Here is a 19,521-nt window from a genome sequence, read left to right as displayed (position 1 = left end):
GTCCAGAGTAGACGCAGCGGGCCTCATCCCCGTAAGCGAGCGGAACCGGGACGGCGCCCGCACGCGTTTGCACAGTCATGGAACCGGTCTCTCGGCGCGCTCTGCTCATCGGCGGCGGCAGCGGCGTGGCGCTGGCCACGGCCGCCGCCCTCAACTGGGACACGGCGTCGCGCCTGTGGTGGCGGGTGCCGGGGGTCGACAAGCAGCGCAAGGAGGGGGAGGTCGACCAGCCGGGAGTGCGCTGGATCGCCGCCTCGGAGGCGAACCTCCGCTTCGCGGACCGGCCCGCCGACTACGTCATCGACCGCGTCGTGATCCATGTGACCGAGAGCGACTTCCGTACGGCCGTGAAGGTCTTCCGCGACCCGCTGCACGAGGCCGCGGCGCACTACCTGGTACGGGCCGAGGACGGGCGGACGGTGCAGATGGTGCGGGAGCTGGACGTCGCCTACCACGCGGGGAACCGCGGCTACAACGAGCGCAGCATCGGCATCGAGCACGAGGGGTTCGTGGACCGTCCCGGGAACTTCACGGAGGAGATGTACCGCTCGTCCGCACGCCTCACGGCCCGGATATGCGAGCGCTACGGCATCCCCGTCGACCGGGGGCACATAGTCGGGCACAACGAGGTGCCCGGCGCGGACCACACGGACCCGGGGCCGCACTGGGACTGGAAGCGCTATATGGCATACGTGCGTCAGGCGCGGGCGGGCTCCGGCAAGGCGTAAGGCGCAGCCGCGGGTGCACGCGGCGCCGGACCTCGTGATCCGGCGCCGCGCGTCCGCCCGCCGATCGTCTGCTCGCCGGCCCTCCTCAGCGGCGGGAGGGGAACTCCACCACCTGCTGATAGGTGGGCCGGTTCTGCCAGGCGATCCGGGGCACCGTGATGCCGCCCATCGCACGGTGCACGATCGAGTCGGCGCACACCTGGTCGCCCGCGTCGCACTCCTTGTCGCCGGGATAGATCTCCTCCGCCGGGGTCGCGGCGGCCTCGGCGAGCGTCGCCAGCAGCATCTTCCGGCACTTGGCGAGTGAACCGCCGCCGCAGTAGGGCCTGTCGAGGGGCGACGCGACGTCCTCGCCCTGCACGCTTCGCAGATCCTTCTGCACGAACGACCACCAGCCGTGCTGAAGCGCCGAGCCCTTGTGCGGCTGGTAGCGCCCACTCCTCCGCCGCCGTCGCCGTCGCCGTTCTGGCCGCCGGACGGCGACTCGTTGACCGGCGCGATCGAGGTGAGCGACTTGTACAGCCCCTCGCCGAGTCCCGGTTCGAACTCGCCCTTCACCAGCAGCGGCCACCAGGCGTCCAGCACCCTTATGGCTTCGGCGTGTTCATACGTACCGGCGTCCTGTGCGGCCTCGCGGCGCTGCGAGCCCGACTCCACCCAGGCGCGCAACTCCTTGACCGTACGGGCCAGTTCGGGGTCGGTGACCTCCGACGAGCCGATGACGTCGAGGACTTCGGGCAGCACCTTCTCGGCGCGCAGGTCGGCGCCCGCCGCCTCCTCCATGGCCTGCACGAGCTTCGTACGGGTCACGGAGCCCTTCCCCACCAGGGAGGCGACTCTGGAGTCGAGCAGGTCGCCCCGGTGCACGGGCCCTTCGCCCCAGCCCGCCGAGGTGTAGCCCTTCGCCTGCTTGTTGTTCCAGTTGACGAAGTAGCCCTGGCCGACGGACTGCGGATGCTGCGAAGGAGGCGTGACCGCCGAGGTGTTGGCCTGCGGGTCCCAGTCCTTCCACTCGTAGGACTTGCCTGCCCTGATCGGCTGGTCGGGGTCGGTGTTCTTCGAACGCACCGGATTGGTGCCGGAGTTGAAGTACGCGGTGTCCTCGGCGTCCGCGTAGAACCAGTTGAAGGTGTAGCCGATGTCCCTCGCCGCCCGCTGGAAGCTGCGCGCGGACGTGATGGCCGACGGGTCGTTGAACTTCTGGAAGCCGATCACCGAGTCGGCGTCGTGGTGGTACGTGGAGCGCAGCGCCGTGAAGGCGACCGGCTTGCCGTCCACCTTCCCGGTGTGGCTGACCAGACCGTAGGCCGAGCGCAGCGTCACCACGTCGTACGAGCCGGCCTTGGTGCCGTCCGCGAGGGTGGGCTTCCACTCGTTGTGCCTGGTGAGCCTGTCGAACGGGGTGCACTCGCCGTGCAGCAGATAGCTCCGCGACGCGGTCGTGGGCTTCGCGCCGGACGGCTCGCAGAGTTCGACGGCGAAGGTGTCGGTGATGTCCTGGCCCGCCGAGGTGGCGCTCCAGGAGTAGTCGAGTCCGCGGCCGAGTTCGACGTAGAAGCTGAGTCCGGGGAAGGAGGCGCCGCGTGAGCGCAGTCCGGGGCCGTCCAGCTCCTGCACCATCATGATCTGGGGCGAGTAGTAGCCGGTCTGCGGTCCGAAGACGGCCACGGGGTTGCCGGACGCGGTGTGCTTGCCGGAGACCACCAGGGCGTTGGACATGCCCTTCTTGCCGCTGATGAGGTCGCCGGGCAGCACGCCCGCCCCGTTGGTCCCGCCCTTGCTGCCGCCCTTCGTCTTCCCCTCGGCTGAGCCCTTGGCCGCTCCCTTGACGCCCTCGCCGCCCTCTTCGTTCTGCGAGTGGTCGTAGGCTTCGACCGATCCGCCCTCGGGAGTGGCGACTCCGCGCGGGTCCTTCGGGGACTGCGCGTACGGAAACTCCTTGCCGTGCACGGTGGTTGTGGCCCCCGCGTCGTTCTGGCCGCGCCACGCCGTGTACGCCTTCGCGCCCTCCGCCTTGCCGTACTGCTTCTGGAACGCCAGCCTGGCAAGGGCGTTGCCGACCTCGCCGCCGCCTCCGTTGCCGAAGATGGCGCCGATGACGGAGGCGATCGCGACGACGTCCGTGACCTTGAAGTCGTCGATCTTCGAGCCGTGGCCGGTCAGTACGTACTCGCCGGGGTAGTTCAGGGCGCCCACGGTGTCGTCGATATAGGCGTTGAGACCGCCGACGTAGTTCTGGATGTCCTCGTACGCCTGGGCACCCCGCGCACCCGACTTCCGTATCCGCTCGACCTGACGCTCCAGGTCCTTCTCCGTGTACGGGGCCACGGCCCAAAGGCTCTGTTCCAGCTCGCGGTTGCCCTCGGCGCCGCCCGCGAAGGACGACAACTCGCCGCGCCCGACGTGCCGCAGCACGTCGATCAGCCACAACCGGTCCTGGTCGGCGGCGTATCCGGCGCCGAACTCGGTGCCCGCACGGGTCGTGCCCTTGATGTGCGGCGTGCCGGTGGCCTTGTCGCGGGTGATGGTGACGTCGGAACGCGGCGACTTGACGGACTCGACCTCGTCCTCGGGCACTCCGAAGGAGGCGTCGTTGAAGTACTCGCCCAGCTTGTCGTCGCTGAGGCCGGAGTATTCGTGCAACAGCTTGGCGTACGGGTCGAGTTGGTCGGCGGAGTGCTTCGGGCGGGTGCCGATGGCCTTGTGCAGCAGGATGGCCGCGAGAGTCGCGTGGCCGTTCTCGCCTGCGGGGAGGATGTCGCGGCACTGGCCCTGGCAGGGGTCGGCGGGGGCGGCCTGGGCCGGTGAGGTGCCCACGAGCGGGGCGAGGAGGGCGGCCGCCACGACGGCGACCACCGAGCGGCGCAGCTTCTTCGAGGTGCGCCATGTTCCGTACGAAGCACGGGAGTTGATCACCGGAATCTCCTGTGGGGGGTGAGATGCGGCAGCGTGCGACGAACGTTAACCCTCGTTACTACCCCTGGGTAGAGGGCCGGACCGTTGTGTTCATGCCAATGACAATCCGGCCCTCCACCTGGGTCGTTCTCCCGGGCTCCGGAAGCTATCCGGCGTCGTAGCTCAGCACCGCGCCACGGCGGAAGTTGGCGTCGCCCTGAGCGCCCAGCTCGATCACACCCACGCTCCAAACCTGCTTCGTACCAGGCACGTCGACCATCTCGTCTGGCCAGAAGCGCTGCTTCTTGTCGATCTCCTCGACCTTGCCCGACCGGCCGGGAACCGGCTTGTGGCGGGCGATCTCATGGAGCTTGCCGTCGGCGGTCATGTGCCAGTAGCGGCCCAGCACCAGGCCGCCCGCACCGTCCGACGCCGTCTCGATCGACGCCTTCTCGGCGGCCTTCGCCGGGCCCTTCTGCCACTTGCCTCCCTTCCAGCGCAGCAGGATGTTCTCCTCCTCGGGCTCCGGGCCGCCCTCGCCGTGGTTGAAGGTGTGGCTGCCCACCGCCCACACCTCGTCCCCGGAGACGGCTACGACGGATTCGAGGCTCGCGCTCTCCTCGGGCGGCGCGGGGTCCGGGAAGTGGTACTCCGGCGTCTTCGTGGTCTTCCACTCCTTGCCGTCCCAGTGCACGGCCGAGGGCTGGCTCATCGGGCCGCCGCCGTCGTCGCCGGTGTCGCGGAAGCCCACCGCCCATACGTCGTCGGGACCGCTCGCGTCGATCGCGTCGGCGTTGGCGCCGGCGGGGAGCTTCGACTCGGTCCACTCGCTGCCGTTCCAGTGGTGGACCGACTGGCGCTCGTCGTCGAGCGCCCAAGCGTCGTCCTCGCCGAGGACGGTCACGGTGCGCTTGGTCCAGGCGTTGACGGACGGCGGTGCGGGCGCCGTCTTCCACTGCTCGCCGTCCCAGCGGAAGGCGAGAGCCTTGCCGTCGCCGCCGGAAGCCGAGGCGAAGAGCCAGACGTTGTCCGGGGCGGACCCCTCGATCTGCCCGAGTACGGCCTTCTCCGCTCCCTCGGGGAGCGGACTCTGCTTCCACGTCTTGCCCGAACGGTGCACGAGCACCTGCTTCTGGTCCCCCGTGCCGTCGTCCTTCTGGGACGTGCCGATGGCCCAGCCCTCGTCGGCCGACACGGCGGTCACATCCGTGAGTTCGGCGCTCAGGGACTTGCTGTAGTACGAGACCTCCATCGACGGCGCCGCCGACGCCGACTGCTTCTGCTCCGGCGTGGCCTCACCGCCCATCGCGGTCTGGTAACCGACTCCCGCGAGGGCGGCCACGGCCAGCGCGGCGGCACCCTTGAGATGCAACGGCTTCATGCTTCCCCTCTGTGTTCCGGTCCTCGCGTACACGGCCCCGTGTTCAAGCGCTTCGGCCGCAGCCCGTCCGCGTTCATGGCGTGCGCGGGGCGGCCGACTCCTCGTGTACGCGCCCCCGTTCGGTCAACTGAGCGGACGACTGCGTACGCCGCGCCGGTTGCAGACGGGGACCAAGGGATCGGGGTGGCACGTGAGTTCGGGCCTCGGGGTCACGCGTGAACTCGGGCCCTGCCGGACTGACGGGCCTCGGGCCTTACGGGCCTTACGGGCCTTACCGGGTCTACGGCGGTGCGGCGCACGTATGGGCGACCCCGCTTGCGAACCGCGGTCGGGGAGTCGGCGTCTGAGGGACTCGACGTCGTGAAACACGCGATGTTGTGAATCACACGACGTCGTGAGGAAACGGACGCAGCCAAGTACGAGACGTGCTCGTCAGATCCGGAAGACCGAGCCGACGAACTCCGCCAGCAGCCGTTCCTTCAGCGGCGCGGGAAGCGCGTCCAGCATCGCGAGCACGGGGGCCATCCTCTCCTTCACCGCCGCGCCCCCGCCCCCTCCCCCGCTTCCGTCGCCGTCCTCGCCGCTGCCGCCGTTCCCGTTCCCGTTTCCGTTCCCGTCGAGGCCCGCGTACGCCAGTACGTAGGCGGCCTCGTCCGGTCCGAGCGTGTCGGGGTCCAAAGTCGCGGCGAGCGCCGCCAGTTCGGGATCGACGCCCACGGGGGCGAGCGCGCGTGCGGCGGTCAGCGCCGCACCGAGGTCGGCGAGGAGCGCGTCGACCTGGCCGACGGTCGCGGGGGTCAGCGTCAGATGGAGATTGGGCGGCATGCCGTCGAAGCCGAGCTGAGGCTGGAGATACCAGCCGCGCAGCCGCATCTCGTCGGCGAGATGCAGCACAAGGCTCAAGTCGCCGTCCCCGGCGCCGCGTTCGCCGTCCAGGGTGAAGGCCACCAGCCCTCCCGTCGGCCGCCCGAGTATCCGCAGCCCCTCGACCGCGCGAAGCCCCGCCAGCAGCCGGTCCGATGCCACGGACACCTGCCTGGCCAGCGCCGTGTAGCCGTCGTCGCCGACGTGCCGCAGCACGGCCCACGCCTGCGCCAGCAGCCCGGCCGACTTGGTGCCCTGAACGGTCGGGTTGACGACGGGATAGCCGGGCCAGCGCGCATGAGCGAAGTACTGGTGGCGGCGCAGCTCCCCGTCCCGGTAGAGCACCACGGAGGCGCCCTTGTCCGCGTATCCGTACTTGTGCAGATCCACGGAGAGCGACGTCACGCCCGGCAACGTCATCTCGAACGGCGGGACCTCACGCCCAGCCCGCCGCAGATAGGGCAGCAGCCAGCCGCCGATGCAGGCGTCCACATGGCACAGCACGTCCCGCTCGGCCGCCGCGGCGGCGACCTCCTCGACGGGGTCGATCACGCCGTGCGCATAGGAGGGCGCCGAGACGACCACCAGTGCCGTGTGCTCGTCGAGGGCGTCCGCCATGGCGGCGGCGGGTGCCCGGTAGGTCTCCCGGTCGACGGGCACGACCACCGGCTCGACGCCCAGATAGGCGGCCGCCTTGTGGAACGCGGCGTGCGCGGTCGACGGCAGCACCATGCGCGGCTCACGCACCCCGCGCACCGCACGGGCGTGGTCGCGGGCCGTCTTCACCGCGAGCAGGATGCTCTCGGTGCCTCCGCTGGTGAAGGTGCCCTGAACTCCGGGCGCGCCCAGCAGAGCGGCTGCGCTGCGCACGATGTCGTTCTCCAGGCGCGCGACGCTCGGAAAGACCGTCATGTCGAGGCCGTTGACGGTGGCGTAGGCCGAATAGGCCGCGGACGCCAGCTCATCGAGCCCGTCGAGGCCTGAGTCGTAGACGTAGGCGAAGGTACGGCCGCCGCGCGTCGGCGCGTCCGAGAGGCGCAGGGCGCGCAGTTCGGCCAGTACGTCGTCGGCGGGGCGGCCGGGCGGCAGCGCGGCGGCGGTCACGGGATATCCGAAGTCCCCGGCGGGTCCGGCGGGTCCGGCGGGTCCGGCGGGTCCGGCGGGTCCGGCGGGTCCGGCGGCAGGGTCAGTGGTCACGGCTGGTCTCGTCCTCCTCGGATGACATTCCGGGGCGCGGCACCCCGAATTCCCCTTCGCCGGCGCCCTGTTCGCCGGAGCGCTCCCCAGCGGGCGTCTCCTCGTCGTACCCGCGCAGCAGCCAGAGGCTCACGGCGGCCAGCGCGGCGGGCAGCAGGCTCATGCCCAGGGTGATCCCGGTCAGCGCCGACTCCGGCTGTACGACGGTGTGTTCGGCGTCGGAGGACCGGAAGCCGCTCACGGCGAGCACGGCAGCGAAGGCCCCCGCGCCCAGTGCGAACGCAAGCGTCTCGGCGGCGGTCCACAGCCCGGTGAAGGTCGCCGCACGCTGACGCCCCGTGCGTACGGCGTCGGCCGCGAGGTTGTCGGCGAGCATCCGCAGCGGCAGCAACTGCAAGCCCCCGTAGGCGACTCCGACTGCCGCGACCGCCACGTAGGCGGGCGACTCGCCGCCGCGCGGCGTCAGCACGAGCACCACCGCCGCCGAGAGGAACAGCCAAGTCGCGCAGTACTGGGCGTACTTGACGCCCCTCGCACGCGCGAGCCGGTTCCACAGCGGCATCACCAGCGCCAACGGGCCGATCATGCAGGCGAAGAGCGGCGTCACTGCGCCCGGCGAGCCCAGCGCATACGTCGCGAAGTACTGCACGCCGGCGAGCATCACGCCCACGGCCAGCGCCTGCGCCGTCCACATACCGGCCAGATGCAGAAAGGGCCTGTTGCCGCGTGCCGCCGTGAGCTGGGCCCGTAGCGAGGGCTCGGCCGTCGTACGGACCACCGAGGGCGCCCGCCTCGTACCCCACCAGGCCGCGAACATCCCGCACGCGAGCAGGACCGCCACGGCGATGCCCATCAGCCGGTAGCTGCCGGTGGTGTCGCCGCCCGAGTGCGCGATGGCCGGGGCGACGGCACCGGAGAGCAGGATCGCCGCCCCGAGGAAGCCGACGCGCCAGGCGAGCACCCTGCCGCGTTCCTCTGGGTCGGCGGTCATCTCCGCGGGCATCGTCACGTAAGGGACCTGGAAGACGGCGTACGCGGTCGCCGCCAGCAGGAAGAACACGGCGGCGTACAGGGCGGCAGCAGTGCCCCGCAGCGGGGGCCCCGCGAAGATCAGGGCGAACAGCGGCGGCAGCGTGCACGCGCCCGCCAGCAGGAAAGGGCGGCGGGGCCCGGCACCCAGGCGGCTGCGATCGGACGCGGCGCCGACCAGCGGATTGATCAGCACGTCCCATGCCTTGGGCAGGAACAGCGCCACACCGGCCGCGGCCGCGGGGACGGCCATCACATCGGTGAGGTAGTAGAGCAGCAGCAGGCCGGGCACGGTCGCGAAGGTGCCCGTGCAGAGCGATCCCAGCCCGTATCCGATTCGTACGGAGGCGGGCAGCGGCGGCCGGGCGCCCCGCTCGGCGGGGGGCGCATGGTCTCGGGGTTCACCGCCCACTGCGCCTCTCCTTCAGCCTGTTCGGCGGCCTCGGCCCTCGCCGTTCACGGGACGGGCAGTACGAGCGACGTCAGTCAACGGCACAACCGGGCGGGCGTCCAGACGGTGATCGAGGATCGATGACGCGGGAAGCCGGGGCGGGCCACGACGGCGCGCAGGCGCGGCGGAACAGCGGAACAGCGGAACAGCGGAACGGCAGCGGGAAACGCCGACGGCCCGTAACGGCTCGGCCCCGCCGGTCCGCCCTAACTCCCCGCGCACAGCCGGGACTTGGCACCCCGGCCCAGCGCCTCAGCTCAGGCCCGCGCCACGAGCCCGCTCCACCGCCGGGCCGATCGCGGTGGCCAGCGCCTCCACGTCCGCCTCGGTGGAGGTGTGCCCGAGTGAGAAGCGCAGCGTGCCGCGTGCGAGGTCCGGATCGGCACCGGCGGCGAGCAGCACATGGCTGGGCTGGGCGATCCCGGCCGTACAGGCGGAGCCGGTCGAGCACTCGATGCCCTGCGCGTCCAGCAGCAGGAGCAGCGAGTCGCCCTCGCAGCCGGGGAATGAGAAGTGCGCGTTGCCGGGGAGCCGTCCGTGCGGGCCGGGGTCGCCGTTGAGCACGGCGTCCGGCACCTCCGTACGTACCCGCTCGATCAACTTGTCCCGCAGCGCGCCCACTTCACGCTCGAAGTCCGGGCGCCGCTCGGCCGCCAGCTCGGCGGCCGTGGCGAAGGCGGCGACGGCCGGCACGTCCAGCGTCCCGGAACGCACGTCGCGCTCCTGCCCTCCGCCGTGCAGCAGCGGTACGGGCGTCTGCTCGCGCCGCAGCAGCAGGGCGCCCACCCCGTAGGGGCCGCCGATCTTGTGCCCGGTCAGTGTCAGCGCGGCGAGCCCGGACGCGGCGAAGTCCACCTCGGCCTGCCCCACGGCCTGCACCGCGTCGGAATGCAGCGGGACGTCGAACTCGGCGGCGGCAGCGGCCAGTTCGGGCACCGGCATCATGGTGCCGATCTCGTTGTTCGCCCACATGACGGTGGCCAGAGCGACACTGCCGGGGTCTCGTGCGATCGCTTCGCGCAGCGCCTCCGCATGCACCCGCCCGTAGCCGTCCACGGGCAGCCACTCCACGTCGGCGCCCTCGTGCTCGGCGAGCCAGCCGACCGTGTCCAGTACGGCGTGGTGCTCGACGGGGCTGGCGAGAACGCGGGTGCGGGCCGGGTCGGCGTCCCTGCGCGACCAGTAGAGGCCCTTCACCGCGAGATTGTCGGCCTCGGTGCCGCCCGCCGTGAGGACCACCTCGCTCGGCCGTGCGCCCAGCGACGCCGCGAGCGCCTCTCTCGCCTCCTCTACGGTGCGCCGGGCACGCCGTCCGGAACCGTGCAGCGACGATGCGTTGCCGGTGACCGCGAGGTGGGCGGTCATCGTCTGCACCGCCTCGGGATACATGGGCGTCGTGGCGGCGTGATCGAGGTAGGCGGAGCGAGCCATGATCTCTCGATTCTACGTACGTGGTCTTCGCCCGCGTACGGCGGGAAGGGCCTGCGCACGGGGCCGGGCGGCAGTGGGCCGCGCCGGGCCCGCTGCTAATGTTCCAGGCGCCGCTACGGCGGGGACGGGCCTGAACACAGCCCGTGTCAACGCCCCGGCCTGCGGCCGTATTCCGCGACTCCACGGGATTCACGGACGCGGAGCCGAGGCAGCCGCGGAAGCCTCGGGGGCGGGGCTACCGGAGAACCCCGCAGGGGCGGGGGCCACAGGAGAACAGGTCAGGGGGGTGTGGCGATGCCACAGGTGCAGGTGCTGGGCAAGGGCGCACGGATCACCGGGGGGATCTTCTGTCTCCTCTTCGCACTGCACACATGGATCTGGGTGCTGCGCGACTTCCTGGAACTGGACCCCGAAACCACCTGGAGGGTGTGGACGGGAGCGTTCGCCCTCGGCGGCAGCGCGGACCATCTGGCGCACATCCCCGCCACCACCCCGGACGACGTCGGCCTCGGGCTTCTCCAACTCGCCGCCGTCTTCGCGGCGTTCACCGGCGCCTGGACGGCAGGCGGCCTGACGGCCGTCACCGCGGTGCTCACCCTCGCATGGCGGCTGCCCGTGATCTGGCACGCGGGGCTCCACTCCGAGTCCTCGCAGCAGTACGCGCTGCCGGGCTTCTCCGACGACCCGTCCATGGTCGCGGCCCTGGTGGGCTGCGTCTTCGCCGTGATCCTCTGCGCCGTGCTCGGCATCGTGCTCATGGCAGGGAACCGGCCGTGGACGGGCCATCCGTCCACCGGCGCAACTCCGGGTCCCGCGGCGCAGCCCTACGGTCAGCCGCAGCCGTACGGCGCGCCGGTGCCGGGGCCGCCCCAACCCCAGCCGCAGCACGGTCACCAGCCGTACGAGCCTCCGCTGCCCGGCGAGTCACCGCAGCGCCCGACCGGTGCGCACGGGGCGGTCGCCGCGGCCTTCCTGGGAGTGCTGGCGCTGTTCTCCATCGGCTGGAACATCCAGGCCGTCTCGACGGCGGGCGGCGGCTACTGGCTGCGGCTCATCACCGGCGAAGGCACCGTCTTCACGCTGCTCGACGTCGCCTCCGGCTGGACCTGGCTGACGCTGATCCTCGTCGGCGGCACCGGCGCGGTCCTCGCCCTCGCCCGCACGGTCTCCGCCCGCGGCTTCTCGCTCGGCCTGGCCATCGCGCTGCTGCCGCAGGCCGTCACCGTGCTGTGGTCCTACATCGACGCCGGCACATTCTTCGAACTGGGCGAGGTGGCTCCCGTCTCGGGCGCGTTCAGCAGGCTCCAGTTGCTGATCACTCTGGCCGGTGCGGTGACGTTGATCGTGCTCACGCTGCGTCCGGGCGTACCGGCGCGGCCGGGCGCCGCCGGAATGGCGGGCGGGCCCATGCCGGGTGGCGCGATGCCCGGTGGGGCGATGCCCGGTGCGGTGATGGCTGGCGGCGCGATGCCTGGTGGCCCGGCGCCGTTCGGTGCACCGCCCGGACCGCCCGGACCGCAGCCGCAGCAGGCCCAGCCGCAGCCGTACTTCCCGCCCCAGCCGGGCACGGGACCGGCAGGTCCCGCAGGTCCGGCAGCTCCGCCGGGACCGCCCGGCCCGGCATACGCACCGCCCCCCGCTCACCCCCCGGCCCAGCCAGCTGACCCGCCACCCCGGGACGGCACCGACGGCGACCAGACCGCCGCGGCGGTGACGGCGACAAGCCTGAGGGCCCTGGCGGCGCCTTCGGGCCACCGCCGGTCTACTGACGTACGGACGCGGACGATCGCGTCAATCGCCTTACGCACATGGCCAGTCGACGCAGCGAAGCGGTCAACCGGCGTACGGCCCCGGTGCGGTGGGCTCATGGAACCCGTAACGCTTGGAACCACCGCTCACCGCACCGGGATCGCATCGGTCCGGCTTGCGTCACTCGCCGTCGGTGGCCGCGGACTTCGCCGCGATGGCGGCCGTGATCGCGGTCTCCGCCGCCGACTTGTCGACGCCGAGGCCCGTCAGCGTCCCGTCCCCGTCCTCGAATTCCAGGAGCGCGAGCAGGATGTGCTCCGTACCGACGTAGTTGTGCCCAAGGCGAAGGGCCTCGCGGAAGGTGAGTTCCAAGACCTTCTTCGTCTGCGCGTCGAACGGGATCAGTTCGGGCACCTCGTCCGCCGCCTCCGGCAGCTTCCCGGTCACTGCCCGGCGTACATCGTCCAGCGACACCTTCTGCGAGACGATCGCCCTCGCCGCGAGCGCTTCCGTCTCACCGATCAGCCCGAGCACCAAGTGCCCTGTGGTGATCTCCTTGTTGCCCGCCCTGCGGGCCTCTGCCTGGGACTGCACCACGACCTTCCTGGCCGGAACGGTGAACCGGTTGAAGCCCTGTGCGGGGTCGAGGTCCGAGCCGTCGCCGGGCGCCTTGGGCACGAACCGCTTCTGCGCGGCCTGCCTCGTGACCCCCATGCTCTTTCCGATGTCCGTCCATGAGGCGCCCGACCGCCGGGCCTGGTCCACGAAGTGGCCGATGAGGTGGTCGGCCACGTCTCCCAGGTGATCCGCCGCGATCACGGCGTCGGAGAGCTGGTCGAGCGCGTCGGAGTGTGCGTTCTTGATGGCATCGATCAGGTCGTCCAGGCGTACCCGACCGGCTATGGGAAGAGGATCCGTCATATGGCAACCTTAGGTTGACAGCTTCGAGGCGTCAACCGCCGGTTGACAGTTGTGGGTTGGGGACCCTGCCCGGACGCGCAGAGCGCTGCCCGGCAGAAGCCCGCCCTCGTTCCCAGGGGAGTGGCCGATGCCTGTGATCGTCGCGATACTCGCGCTGTGCGCGGCGGGTTACGGCGCGGCCGCCGGCGCCCTGCTCCCCCGCGCCGCCTACCGGCTGGCGGTGCCGCCGTCGACTCCCCCGCGTGAGCGCTGTCCTTCGGGCCACCGGCTCGAAGGCCCCGCCCACGGCTGGCTGGGCCGCGCCCACTGCCCGCCCTGCGCGGCCTCACGTCCCCCCGAAGCCTCCGAACCCCCCGAATCTCCCGGGGACTTCGAACCCTCCGGCCCCTTCGAACCCTCCGAAGCGTTCGAGACCTCCGAGCCGTTCGAGACCTCCACGCGCTTCTTCGTCTCCGTGTGCGCCTCGGTGTGTGCCGTGCTGGCGCTTTCCGTAGGCGTACGGCCGGAGTTGGGCGTCTGGCTGATCGCCACGCCTCTCGCGCTGCTGCTCGCGTCGGTCGACGCCCGCACCCGACGCCTCCCGGACGTACTGACGTTGCCGCTCGCCGCCACGACTGCGGCGCTGCTCGGCCTGGCCGCCCTCGTCCCCGGCACCGGCGGAAGCTGGAAGGGCGCACTGCTCGGCGGCGCCGTACTGACCGGGGCCTACTGGCTGCTCCACCTGATCAACCGCCGCGGCATGGGCTTCGGCGACGTGAAGCTCGCCGCCTCCGTCGGCCTCGCCCTCGGCTGGTACGGCTGGGACGTCCTCTTCACCGCCACCCTCCTGTCCTTCCTCCTCCACTTCGGCTACGGCGTGACGCTGATGCTGTCCAAGCGCGCGGGCTGGAAGACGGAGCTTCCCTTCGGCCCCTTCATGATCGCGGGCACGCTGGCGGGGGTGGTGATGGGAGGGGTCACGGCGTGAGGGTGCTGGACTGACGGGTTTCCGTGGGCCCGTCTGCGGAGGCGGCCCGTGAGTCACGCCGGCATGCGCCGACGCTTCTGCCCAGCGGACGTCACCCGCCCCAGGCGCTCGGATCTCTCGCCTGGGGCGGGTGAGTTGGGGGTGAGTTCGCAACGCACAGGTCAGGCCGCGGGCGCGGCTCACTGCCGGCGCGACGTACTCGGGGCCTGCCGCGGCAACCGAAGCCGCGGTCTCAACTCCCGTTCTCCGCCTGGAACATCCAGTGATGCTTCTCCAAGTCGCCCGTGAGCTGGATGAAGATGTCCTCCGTCACGGGGTCCGGTTCGCTCACCGACGCCATGCGTTCGCGGGAGCGGCCGATGACCGACTCCAGGGCGTGCACCATCGTCCGTACGGCGTCGGTGTCCTTCTGCCAGCCCTCCGTGACCCTGTCGATTCCGCTCGTGGCCGAGACGGTCGAAGAGCGGCCGTCAGGGGGCAGGCCGACGGCGGAGGCGCGTTCCGCGACGGTGTCGGAGTACGAGCGCGCGGTGGACACCACGTCGTCGAGCTGAAGGTGGATGGAACGGAAACGGGGGCCGATCACGTTCCAGTGGATCTGCTTCGCCACGAGGGAGAGATCGACGAGGTCCACGAGCGCGCCCTGCAATGCCTCGCCGACGGTCTTCAGGTCGTCGTCCCGGAGTGTGCTCTTCACTGCGTAGGTCACAACCTTCTCGCTTTCTCTCGCCCGGCCCTGTGTTCTCATCCGCCGGGTAACCGGATGAGCGCTCGCGATTCATGGCCCGCCACAGGGCAGCGGGACCGGCACCACCACCGGCGCAGGCAGGTCCGGCAGCCCTACGGAATCCGAGCGTCGCCATCCGTGCGTGACCAGTCGCATACGAAAGGTCACAAGAGATCGCCGCCGCCCGGCGCGGACAGCCGGGCGGCGTGCCCGGAACCTGAGCCCGGGGCGAGGTCCCGAGTCAGGGCGCGAAGCGTCAACCGGCAGCAGTGGCAGAGGAGTTGGACTCGGCGGCGCCCGTACGTACAGACGCACCGGCCCAACTGGCCGTCTCATCACGGCACTTCACAGCACTTCACGCAGCGCAAACGGCAACGACCGCCTCCCGCAGCACCGGCTGGCCGACCGTGCAAGGCAGAAGGTACCCGCAACTCCCCCTCGGTCTTCGCGAAATCGCTGTATCGTACAGAAAAATTCCGCACCTCCGGTTCCGCTCCTAGCGTGCTGCAAATGCTTCAGGCCGGTATCGAACGGGCGCCGCTCCCCCCACTGCGTGCCGAACCCGCCCCCGGTGCCCCTGGTTCAGCGACGGTGCCGGACCGGGACGGTACGGGCGCGACGGATCGCACAAGCGAAGCAGTACGAGCCGTCACCGCGGAGAAGAGGCAGGGCGGAGGGGACAGCGGCCCGACACGCGACCCGTATCTCGACAACGCGAAGTATCTGACCATCGTGCTCGTCGCCGTCGGGCACGCCTGGGCACCGCTCGCCGAGGGCAGCCGCTCGACCAGCGCGCTGTACTACCTGCTGTACACGTTCCACATGCCGGCGTTCATCGTCATCTCCGGCTATCTCTCACGGAACTTCGAGTGCCGTCCGCGCCAGATCAAGCGTCTGCTGACGGGCATCGTCGTGCCGTACCTCGTCTTCCAGACGGTCTTCACCCTCTTCATGCGGTGGGCGGCCGACGACCCGGAGCGTGAATTCAGCTACCAGGAACCGGGGTTCGCGCTGTGGTTCCTGGCGGCGCTGTGTCTGTGGCGGCTGACGACGCCCGTGTGGCGGCTGCTGCGGTGGCCGCTGCCCGTCGCCGTGGCCGTCGCGGTCGCCGCGAGCGTGACGCCGACGATGAGCGACGATCTCGGGCTGATGCGGGTGGCGCAGTTCCTGCCGTTCTTCGTGCTGGGTCTGCGGCTGCGGCCCGAGCACTTCGAGATGGTGCGCCACCGGGCCGTACGGATACTCGCCGTGCCTGTGACCGCGGGCGCGCTTGTGGTGTCGTACGCCTCGGTGCCGTACATCTCCGCCGCGCCGTTCCTGCACGACAGGGACGCTCAGGGACTGGGGCTTCCAGCGTGGCTGGGCGGAGCGATGACGCTGTCGGCGTTCGGCTGCGCACTGGTGATGACGGTGTGCTTCCTGGCGTGGGTGCCGCGCGGGCGCACGTGGTTCACGTCGCTGGGCGCCGGGACGCTCTGCGCCTATCTGCTGCACGTCTATCCGATCCAGTACGCCAAGGAGGCGGGCTGGTTCGAGGCGGAGGGCGCGAGGCATCCCCTCGACCGCTTCGCGATCACGGTGCTGGCCGCGGTGATGATGACCCTGCTCTGTACCTGGCCGGTGCGGCGGGCGCTGCGGTTCGTGCTGGAGCCGGGGCTCACGTGGTTCTTCACGCCGGAGGCGAACGGCGCTGCCGAGGCGAGCGCCACCGAGGACCGGAAGGCGGCACCGGCAGGGGCACCGGCGGAGGGTCCGCGGGAGCTTCCGCCCGGGCGTTCGGCCGCCTCCGCACGGGGGCGGCCCCTTGAGCTGCCACCGGGGTCCGGTGCCGTCCCGGCTCCCGAACCGGCGAACGGACCGGCGAACGGACCGGCGGACGAAGCGGCGAACGGACCGGCGAACGACGCAGCGGACAAGGCTGCGAACAAGGCAGCACCGGCGCGTATCGACGCGGTGATCAGCGGCCCGGCGCCCGCCGAGCCCGCGGCACACCCGACGCCGGCCGACCCGGTGGCAGCCGACCCGGTGGCAGCCGACCCGGTGGCAGCCGACCCGGCGCGGCCCACCGACACCGGATCACCACCGGCGGCGGCCGGGCCGCCCTCGGGTCCGCCGCCGTAGCGTCTCGTACGCCTTCGCCGCGCGCTGCGCCGTCGCCCTCGCGCTCTCAGTCCCCGGCGCCGAACCCCTGGCCCGAAGGCTCGCCCAGCTTGGCCCTGGCGAGCTGCCGTGACTGGGTGACCAGCCGCCCCGCGCTGTCCCAGATCTCCACGTCCTCCTCCAGGAAGCCCCCGGCGAGGTTGGCGGTGGTGACGGAGACCCGCAACGGCCCGGGAGCGGGGCGTGCGCGCACGTGGACGGTGAGTTCGACGGTCGGGACCCAGCCGGTGAGGCCCAGTTCGAACGCGGTGGGCGGGAGAGCGTCCACCGCCATCAGCAGCGAGAGCGGGTCCGCGTCGCGGCCGTCGGCCAGGCCGAACCAGGCGCGCATCTCACCGCGCCCGCTCGGCGCTCCGACCGCCCAGCCGCAGGTCGCGGGGTCGAGCCGCAGGTCGAGGCGCTTGCCCATCTCGGGGCCGGCGTCAGGCCCTGCGGGGTTGTCCTTGGCGCTGAAGCACTGTTCGCGCGGCGGCATCGCGGGCGGCTCGGCGCTCGTACGGATGTCGCCGTCGACGGTGTCGAGGTCGCCGTAGGAGGCGAGAACGCGGATGCGCTCGATCTCGCGTCCGTCCGCGCCGGCCTGGAGGAGGCTCGCCGACCCGGTGGAGAGGGTGCGGCCCGTGCGGACCGTCTCGCTACGGATCACGGCCGGGCCGGGGACGGTCGCTGAGAGGTAGTGCGCGGTGATGGTGAAGGGGTCGGAGTGCGGCAGCGTCTCGCCGAGGGCGCGGCCGACGGTCGCCAGGAGATAGCCGCCGTTGAGGGCGTGGCCGATGGCCCATCCCGGGGAGAGGTGAGTGTCGTGGACACCGGGCTCACGCAGCCGTACGGCGGTGTCGCGGTCGAACTCGCTGAGCGTTGCTTCGGAGATGGTTCCGGACATGGAAGCACCGTACACGGAGAAGTTACCGACAGGTAGCCCAGTGGGGGCGCGCAGACCGCAAACGTCACGCCGCCACCCGCCACCCGCCACCCGCCGCCTTCCGCCAGGCACCCGTCCGCTGCCGAAAAAAACCGTGCCCAGATACGTCAAACACCGACTGCGTCAGGCACCGGCCACGTCAGGCACCGGCCACGTCAGGCGCCCGACCCCGGTTCCGGCTCCTCCACCGTCGAGCGGCGGTGCCACGCACGCGGCGCCCGCCACCCGAAGCGCAGCGCCAGCAGCCGGACGACGAAGGCCAGTGCCGCGGCCAGCAGCATCGTCCCGGCGTTCAGGGCGCCCTCGTTGAGCAGCAGGGCCGTCATGGTGGCACCGACGATCGCGGGCACGGCGTACAGGTCACGGTCCCAGCGCAGCAGCGAGGGCACCTCGTTGGCGAGTACGTCGCGCAGCACACCGCCCCCGGCCGCCGTGGCGAGGCCGAGGACGACGGAGGCGACCAGGCCGAGGCCGTACTCATGGGCCTTCATGGTGCCTGCGACACAGAACAGGCCCAGCCCGGCGGCGTCGAAGACGTTGATCGCCTTGTTGATCCGCTCCACCTGCGGATGCAGGAAGAAGACGAAGACGGTCGCGATCAGCGGGGCGTGGAAATAGCCGAGGTCGGTGAAGGCGGCGGGCGGCACCGCACCGATGACGACGTCACGGAAAAGCCCGCCGCCGAGCCCGGTCACCTCGGCCAGTACGGCCATTCCGAAGACGTCGAAGTTCTTGCGTACGGCGAGGAGCGCCCCGGATATCGCGAAGACGAAGATCCCGGCGATGTCCAGCCAGTGCTGCACGTCCGGGTCGAGCGGGTACTGATTCACCCGGCCCATTCTTCCCCTCGGTTCCGTGGCTTTCGTACCGCCGTGACCTGGGACGACGACGTTCGCCGCGAATACGGACAAAGCCCGGCAGGCCGGTGTCGCTGTGCGTTCCGGCGAACACATTCCGTCGATCCGGAAGGCGCCGCGTGTGAGGCGCCGCATAAGACCCACGTCACATACGAATCCGTTTAGTGGGAGGGGCACGGCGGTCCCCCACGGGCTGCGCCATATCGATGGCCCCTACTCCGGCATCCATCTCAATACGGGCATATCACTCCGTACTTGCTTAGTACGTCACATATTTGGCCCCCGCATCACGAGCCTTTACCAATGTCAGCGTCGCTTCGCGCCGAAGACCGAACTCGGCGCTCCGCCGAATCCGGCCCTACGCGACAACGGCAATCGAAAGGTATTCGCTCTTCCATGCGCATTTCCGCTGTCAACCGCCTGACCAGGACCCAGAAGTCCGCCGCCGTCGGCCTCGCGGCTGCCGCAGGTGTCGCCGCCCTGACCGCCGGCGCAGCGCCCGGTGGCCACTCGGACGCCCACACGGGCCAGGGCCCGGCCAAGCCGGTAGCCGGACACTCGGTGGACGTATCCGGCCATCCCTCGGCCAAGGCCGCCAAGGCCGCGACGGGCGCCGGCGACCACGCAACCGACAACACGCGCAGCCACTCGCCGGCCAAGCCGCTGGTGAAGGGTGAGAAGACCAAGCAGATCTCCGCCGCCAAGCCGGCCGACGAGGCCGGCCGTGCGGAGAAGGCCGAGAAGGCCAAGCAGACCGCCAAGGCCGAGGAGGCCCGTGGCGAGAAGGCCGACCGCAGTGGTCGCAGCACCCTCAGCGCCGAGCGCGCCACGAAGGCCGACAACCTGGACGGCTGGATCAAGCAGGCCCGCTCCATCATGAAGGAGGAGGGCATCCCCGGCTCGTACCACGGCATCAAGAAGAACATCATCCGTGAGTCCGGCGGCGACCCCAACGCCATGAACGACTGGGACGTCAACGCCAAGAAGGGCACGCCCTCCAAGGGTCTGCTCCAGACCATCCAGCCGACCTTCGACCAGTACCACGTCAAGGGCACCAAGCATGAGGTGACCGACCCGGTGGCGAACATCGTGGCCGCGTGCAACTACGCGGCGGACAAGTACGGCTCGATGGACAACGTCAACAGCGCCTACTGATCCGGCGCGGCAGATGAGCAGTACAACTGGAGACACAGCAGAAGAGACAACTGCCGGGAAAACCGCACAAGTACGAGGCGTACGGGA

The 19,521-nt window shown here is 71.0% G+C and carries 14 protein-coding genes and 1 pseudogene; 4 read left to right on the top strand and 11 right to left on the bottom strand.

Features of this window, described 5'->3' with window-relative positions; genetic code table 11:
• The first annotated feature begins 77 nt into the window (after nt 1–77).
• Entirely contained in the window at nt 78–728 is a 651-nt protein-coding gene (locus MMA15_RS20915; protein ID WP_241061667.1) for an N-acetylmuramoyl-L-alanine amidase, read from the top strand.
• 85 nt (nt 729–813) lie between these two features.
• Here MMA15_RS20915 and MMA15_RS20910 read toward each other — a convergent pair.
• The 8 genes and pseudogenes from MMA15_RS20910 to MMA15_RS20875 all read right to left on the bottom strand — a co-directional run bounded on the left by MMA15_RS20910 (nt 814) and on the right by MMA15_RS20875 (nt 12,646).
• Nucleotides 814–3,596, bottom strand: a pseudogene (locus MMA15_RS20910) (penicillin acylase family protein).
• Between the two features lie 193 nt (nt 3,597–3,789).
• A complete protein-coding gene (locus MMA15_RS20905; protein WP_241061666.1) occupies nt 3,790–5,004 on the bottom strand; it encodes a hypothetical protein in 1,215 nt (404 codons plus the stop codon).
• Between the two features lie 432 nt (nt 5,005–5,436).
• Nucleotides 5,437–6,972, bottom strand: a complete 1,536-nt coding sequence (locus MMA15_RS20900) for a pyridoxal phosphate-dependent decarboxylase family protein (protein ID WP_241063335.1) — start codon at nt 6,970–6,972, stop codon at nt 5,437–5,439.
• Nucleotides 6,973–7,054: 82 nt separating this feature from the next.
• Nucleotides 7,055–8,506 carry an MFS transporter gene (locus tag MMA15_RS20895; protein ID WP_241061665.1) on the bottom strand — a complete coding sequence of 484 codons (1,452 nt, stop codon included), beginning with the start codon at nt 8,504–8,506 and terminating at the stop codon, nt 7,055–7,057.
• 291 nt (nt 8,507–8,797) lie between these two features.
• Complete coding sequence (locus MMA15_RS20890) at nt 8,798–9,976, bottom strand: cysteine desulfurase family protein (protein ID WP_241061664.1); 1,179 nt, start codon at nt 9,974–9,976, stop codon at nt 8,798–8,800.
• 278 nt (nt 9,977–10,254) lie between these two features.
• Nucleotides 10,255–10,734: a hypothetical protein gene (locus MMA15_RS20885; protein WP_241061663.1), complete on the bottom strand. Its 480-nt coding sequence runs from the start codon at nt 10,732–10,734 to the stop codon at nt 10,255–10,257.
• A gap of 279 nt (nt 10,735–11,013) precedes the next feature.
• Nucleotides 11,014–11,175 (bottom strand): hypothetical protein, encoded by a 162-nt coding sequence (locus tag MMA15_RS20880; RefSeq protein WP_241061662.1) that lies wholly within the window; start codon nt 11,173–11,175, stop codon nt 11,014–11,016.
• A gap of 730 nt (nt 11,176–11,905) precedes the next feature.
• Complete coding sequence (locus MMA15_RS20875; RefSeq protein ID WP_241061661.1) at nt 11,906–12,646, bottom strand: Clp protease N-terminal domain-containing protein; 741 nt, start codon at nt 12,644–12,646, stop codon at nt 11,906–11,908.
• Nucleotides 12,647–12,773: 127 nt separating this feature from the next.
• Between MMA15_RS20875 and MMA15_RS20870 the strand changes: the two genes are divergently transcribed.
• Nucleotides 12,774–13,613 (top strand): prepilin peptidase, encoded by an 840-nt coding sequence (locus tag MMA15_RS20870; protein WP_241061660.1) that lies wholly within the window; start codon nt 12,774–12,776, stop codon nt 13,611–13,613.
• Between the two features lie 232 nt (nt 13,614–13,845).
• Here MMA15_RS20870 and MMA15_RS20865 read toward each other — a convergent pair whose 3' ends face one another.
• The gene (locus tag MMA15_RS20865; protein ID WP_241061659.1) at nt 13,846–14,361 is read right to left on the bottom strand and encodes a Dps family protein; all 516 of its coding nucleotides are present in this window, start codon (nt 14,359–14,361) and stop codon (nt 13,846–13,848) included.
• A gap of 489 nt (nt 14,362–14,850) precedes the next feature.
• Here MMA15_RS20865 and MMA15_RS20860 point away from each other — a divergent pair, with 489 nt between their 5' ends.
• Nucleotides 14,851–16,461, top strand: a complete 1,611-nt coding sequence (locus MMA15_RS20860) for an acyltransferase family protein (RefSeq protein WP_241061658.1) — start codon at nt 14,851–14,853, stop codon at nt 16,459–16,461.
• A gap of 46 nt (nt 16,462–16,507) precedes the next feature.
• On the opposite strand, the gene MMA15_RS20855 is transcribed toward MMA15_RS20860, so the two are convergent.
• Nucleotides 16,508–17,383: a thioesterase family protein gene (locus MMA15_RS20855; protein ID WP_241061657.1), complete on the bottom strand. Its 876-nt coding sequence runs from the start codon at nt 17,381–17,383 to the stop codon at nt 16,508–16,510.
• Nucleotides 17,384–17,577: 194 nt separating this feature from the next.
• Nucleotides 17,578–18,252, bottom strand: coding sequence for a trimeric intracellular cation channel family protein (locus MMA15_RS20850; RefSeq protein ID WP_241061656.1), 675 nt, complete (start codon nt 18,250–18,252; stop codon nt 17,578–17,580).
• 423 nt (nt 18,253–18,675) lie between these two features.
• Between MMA15_RS20850 and MMA15_RS20845 the strand changes: the two genes are divergently transcribed.
• Complete coding sequence (locus MMA15_RS20845) at nt 18,676–19,434, top strand: transglycosylase SLT domain-containing protein (protein WP_241061655.1); 759 nt, start codon at nt 18,676–18,678, stop codon at nt 19,432–19,434.
• The last annotated feature ends 87 nt before the right edge of the window (nt 19,435–19,521 follow it).

The organism is Streptomyces marispadix, from assembly GCF_022524345.1.
In the GTDB taxonomy this organism is placed as follows: Bacteria; Actinomycetota; Actinomycetes; order Streptomycetales; family Streptomycetaceae; genus Streptomyces; species Streptomyces marispadix.
Note: the sequence above shows the minus strand (reverse complement) of the source record. Positions and strands in the feature narration are given on the sequence as shown.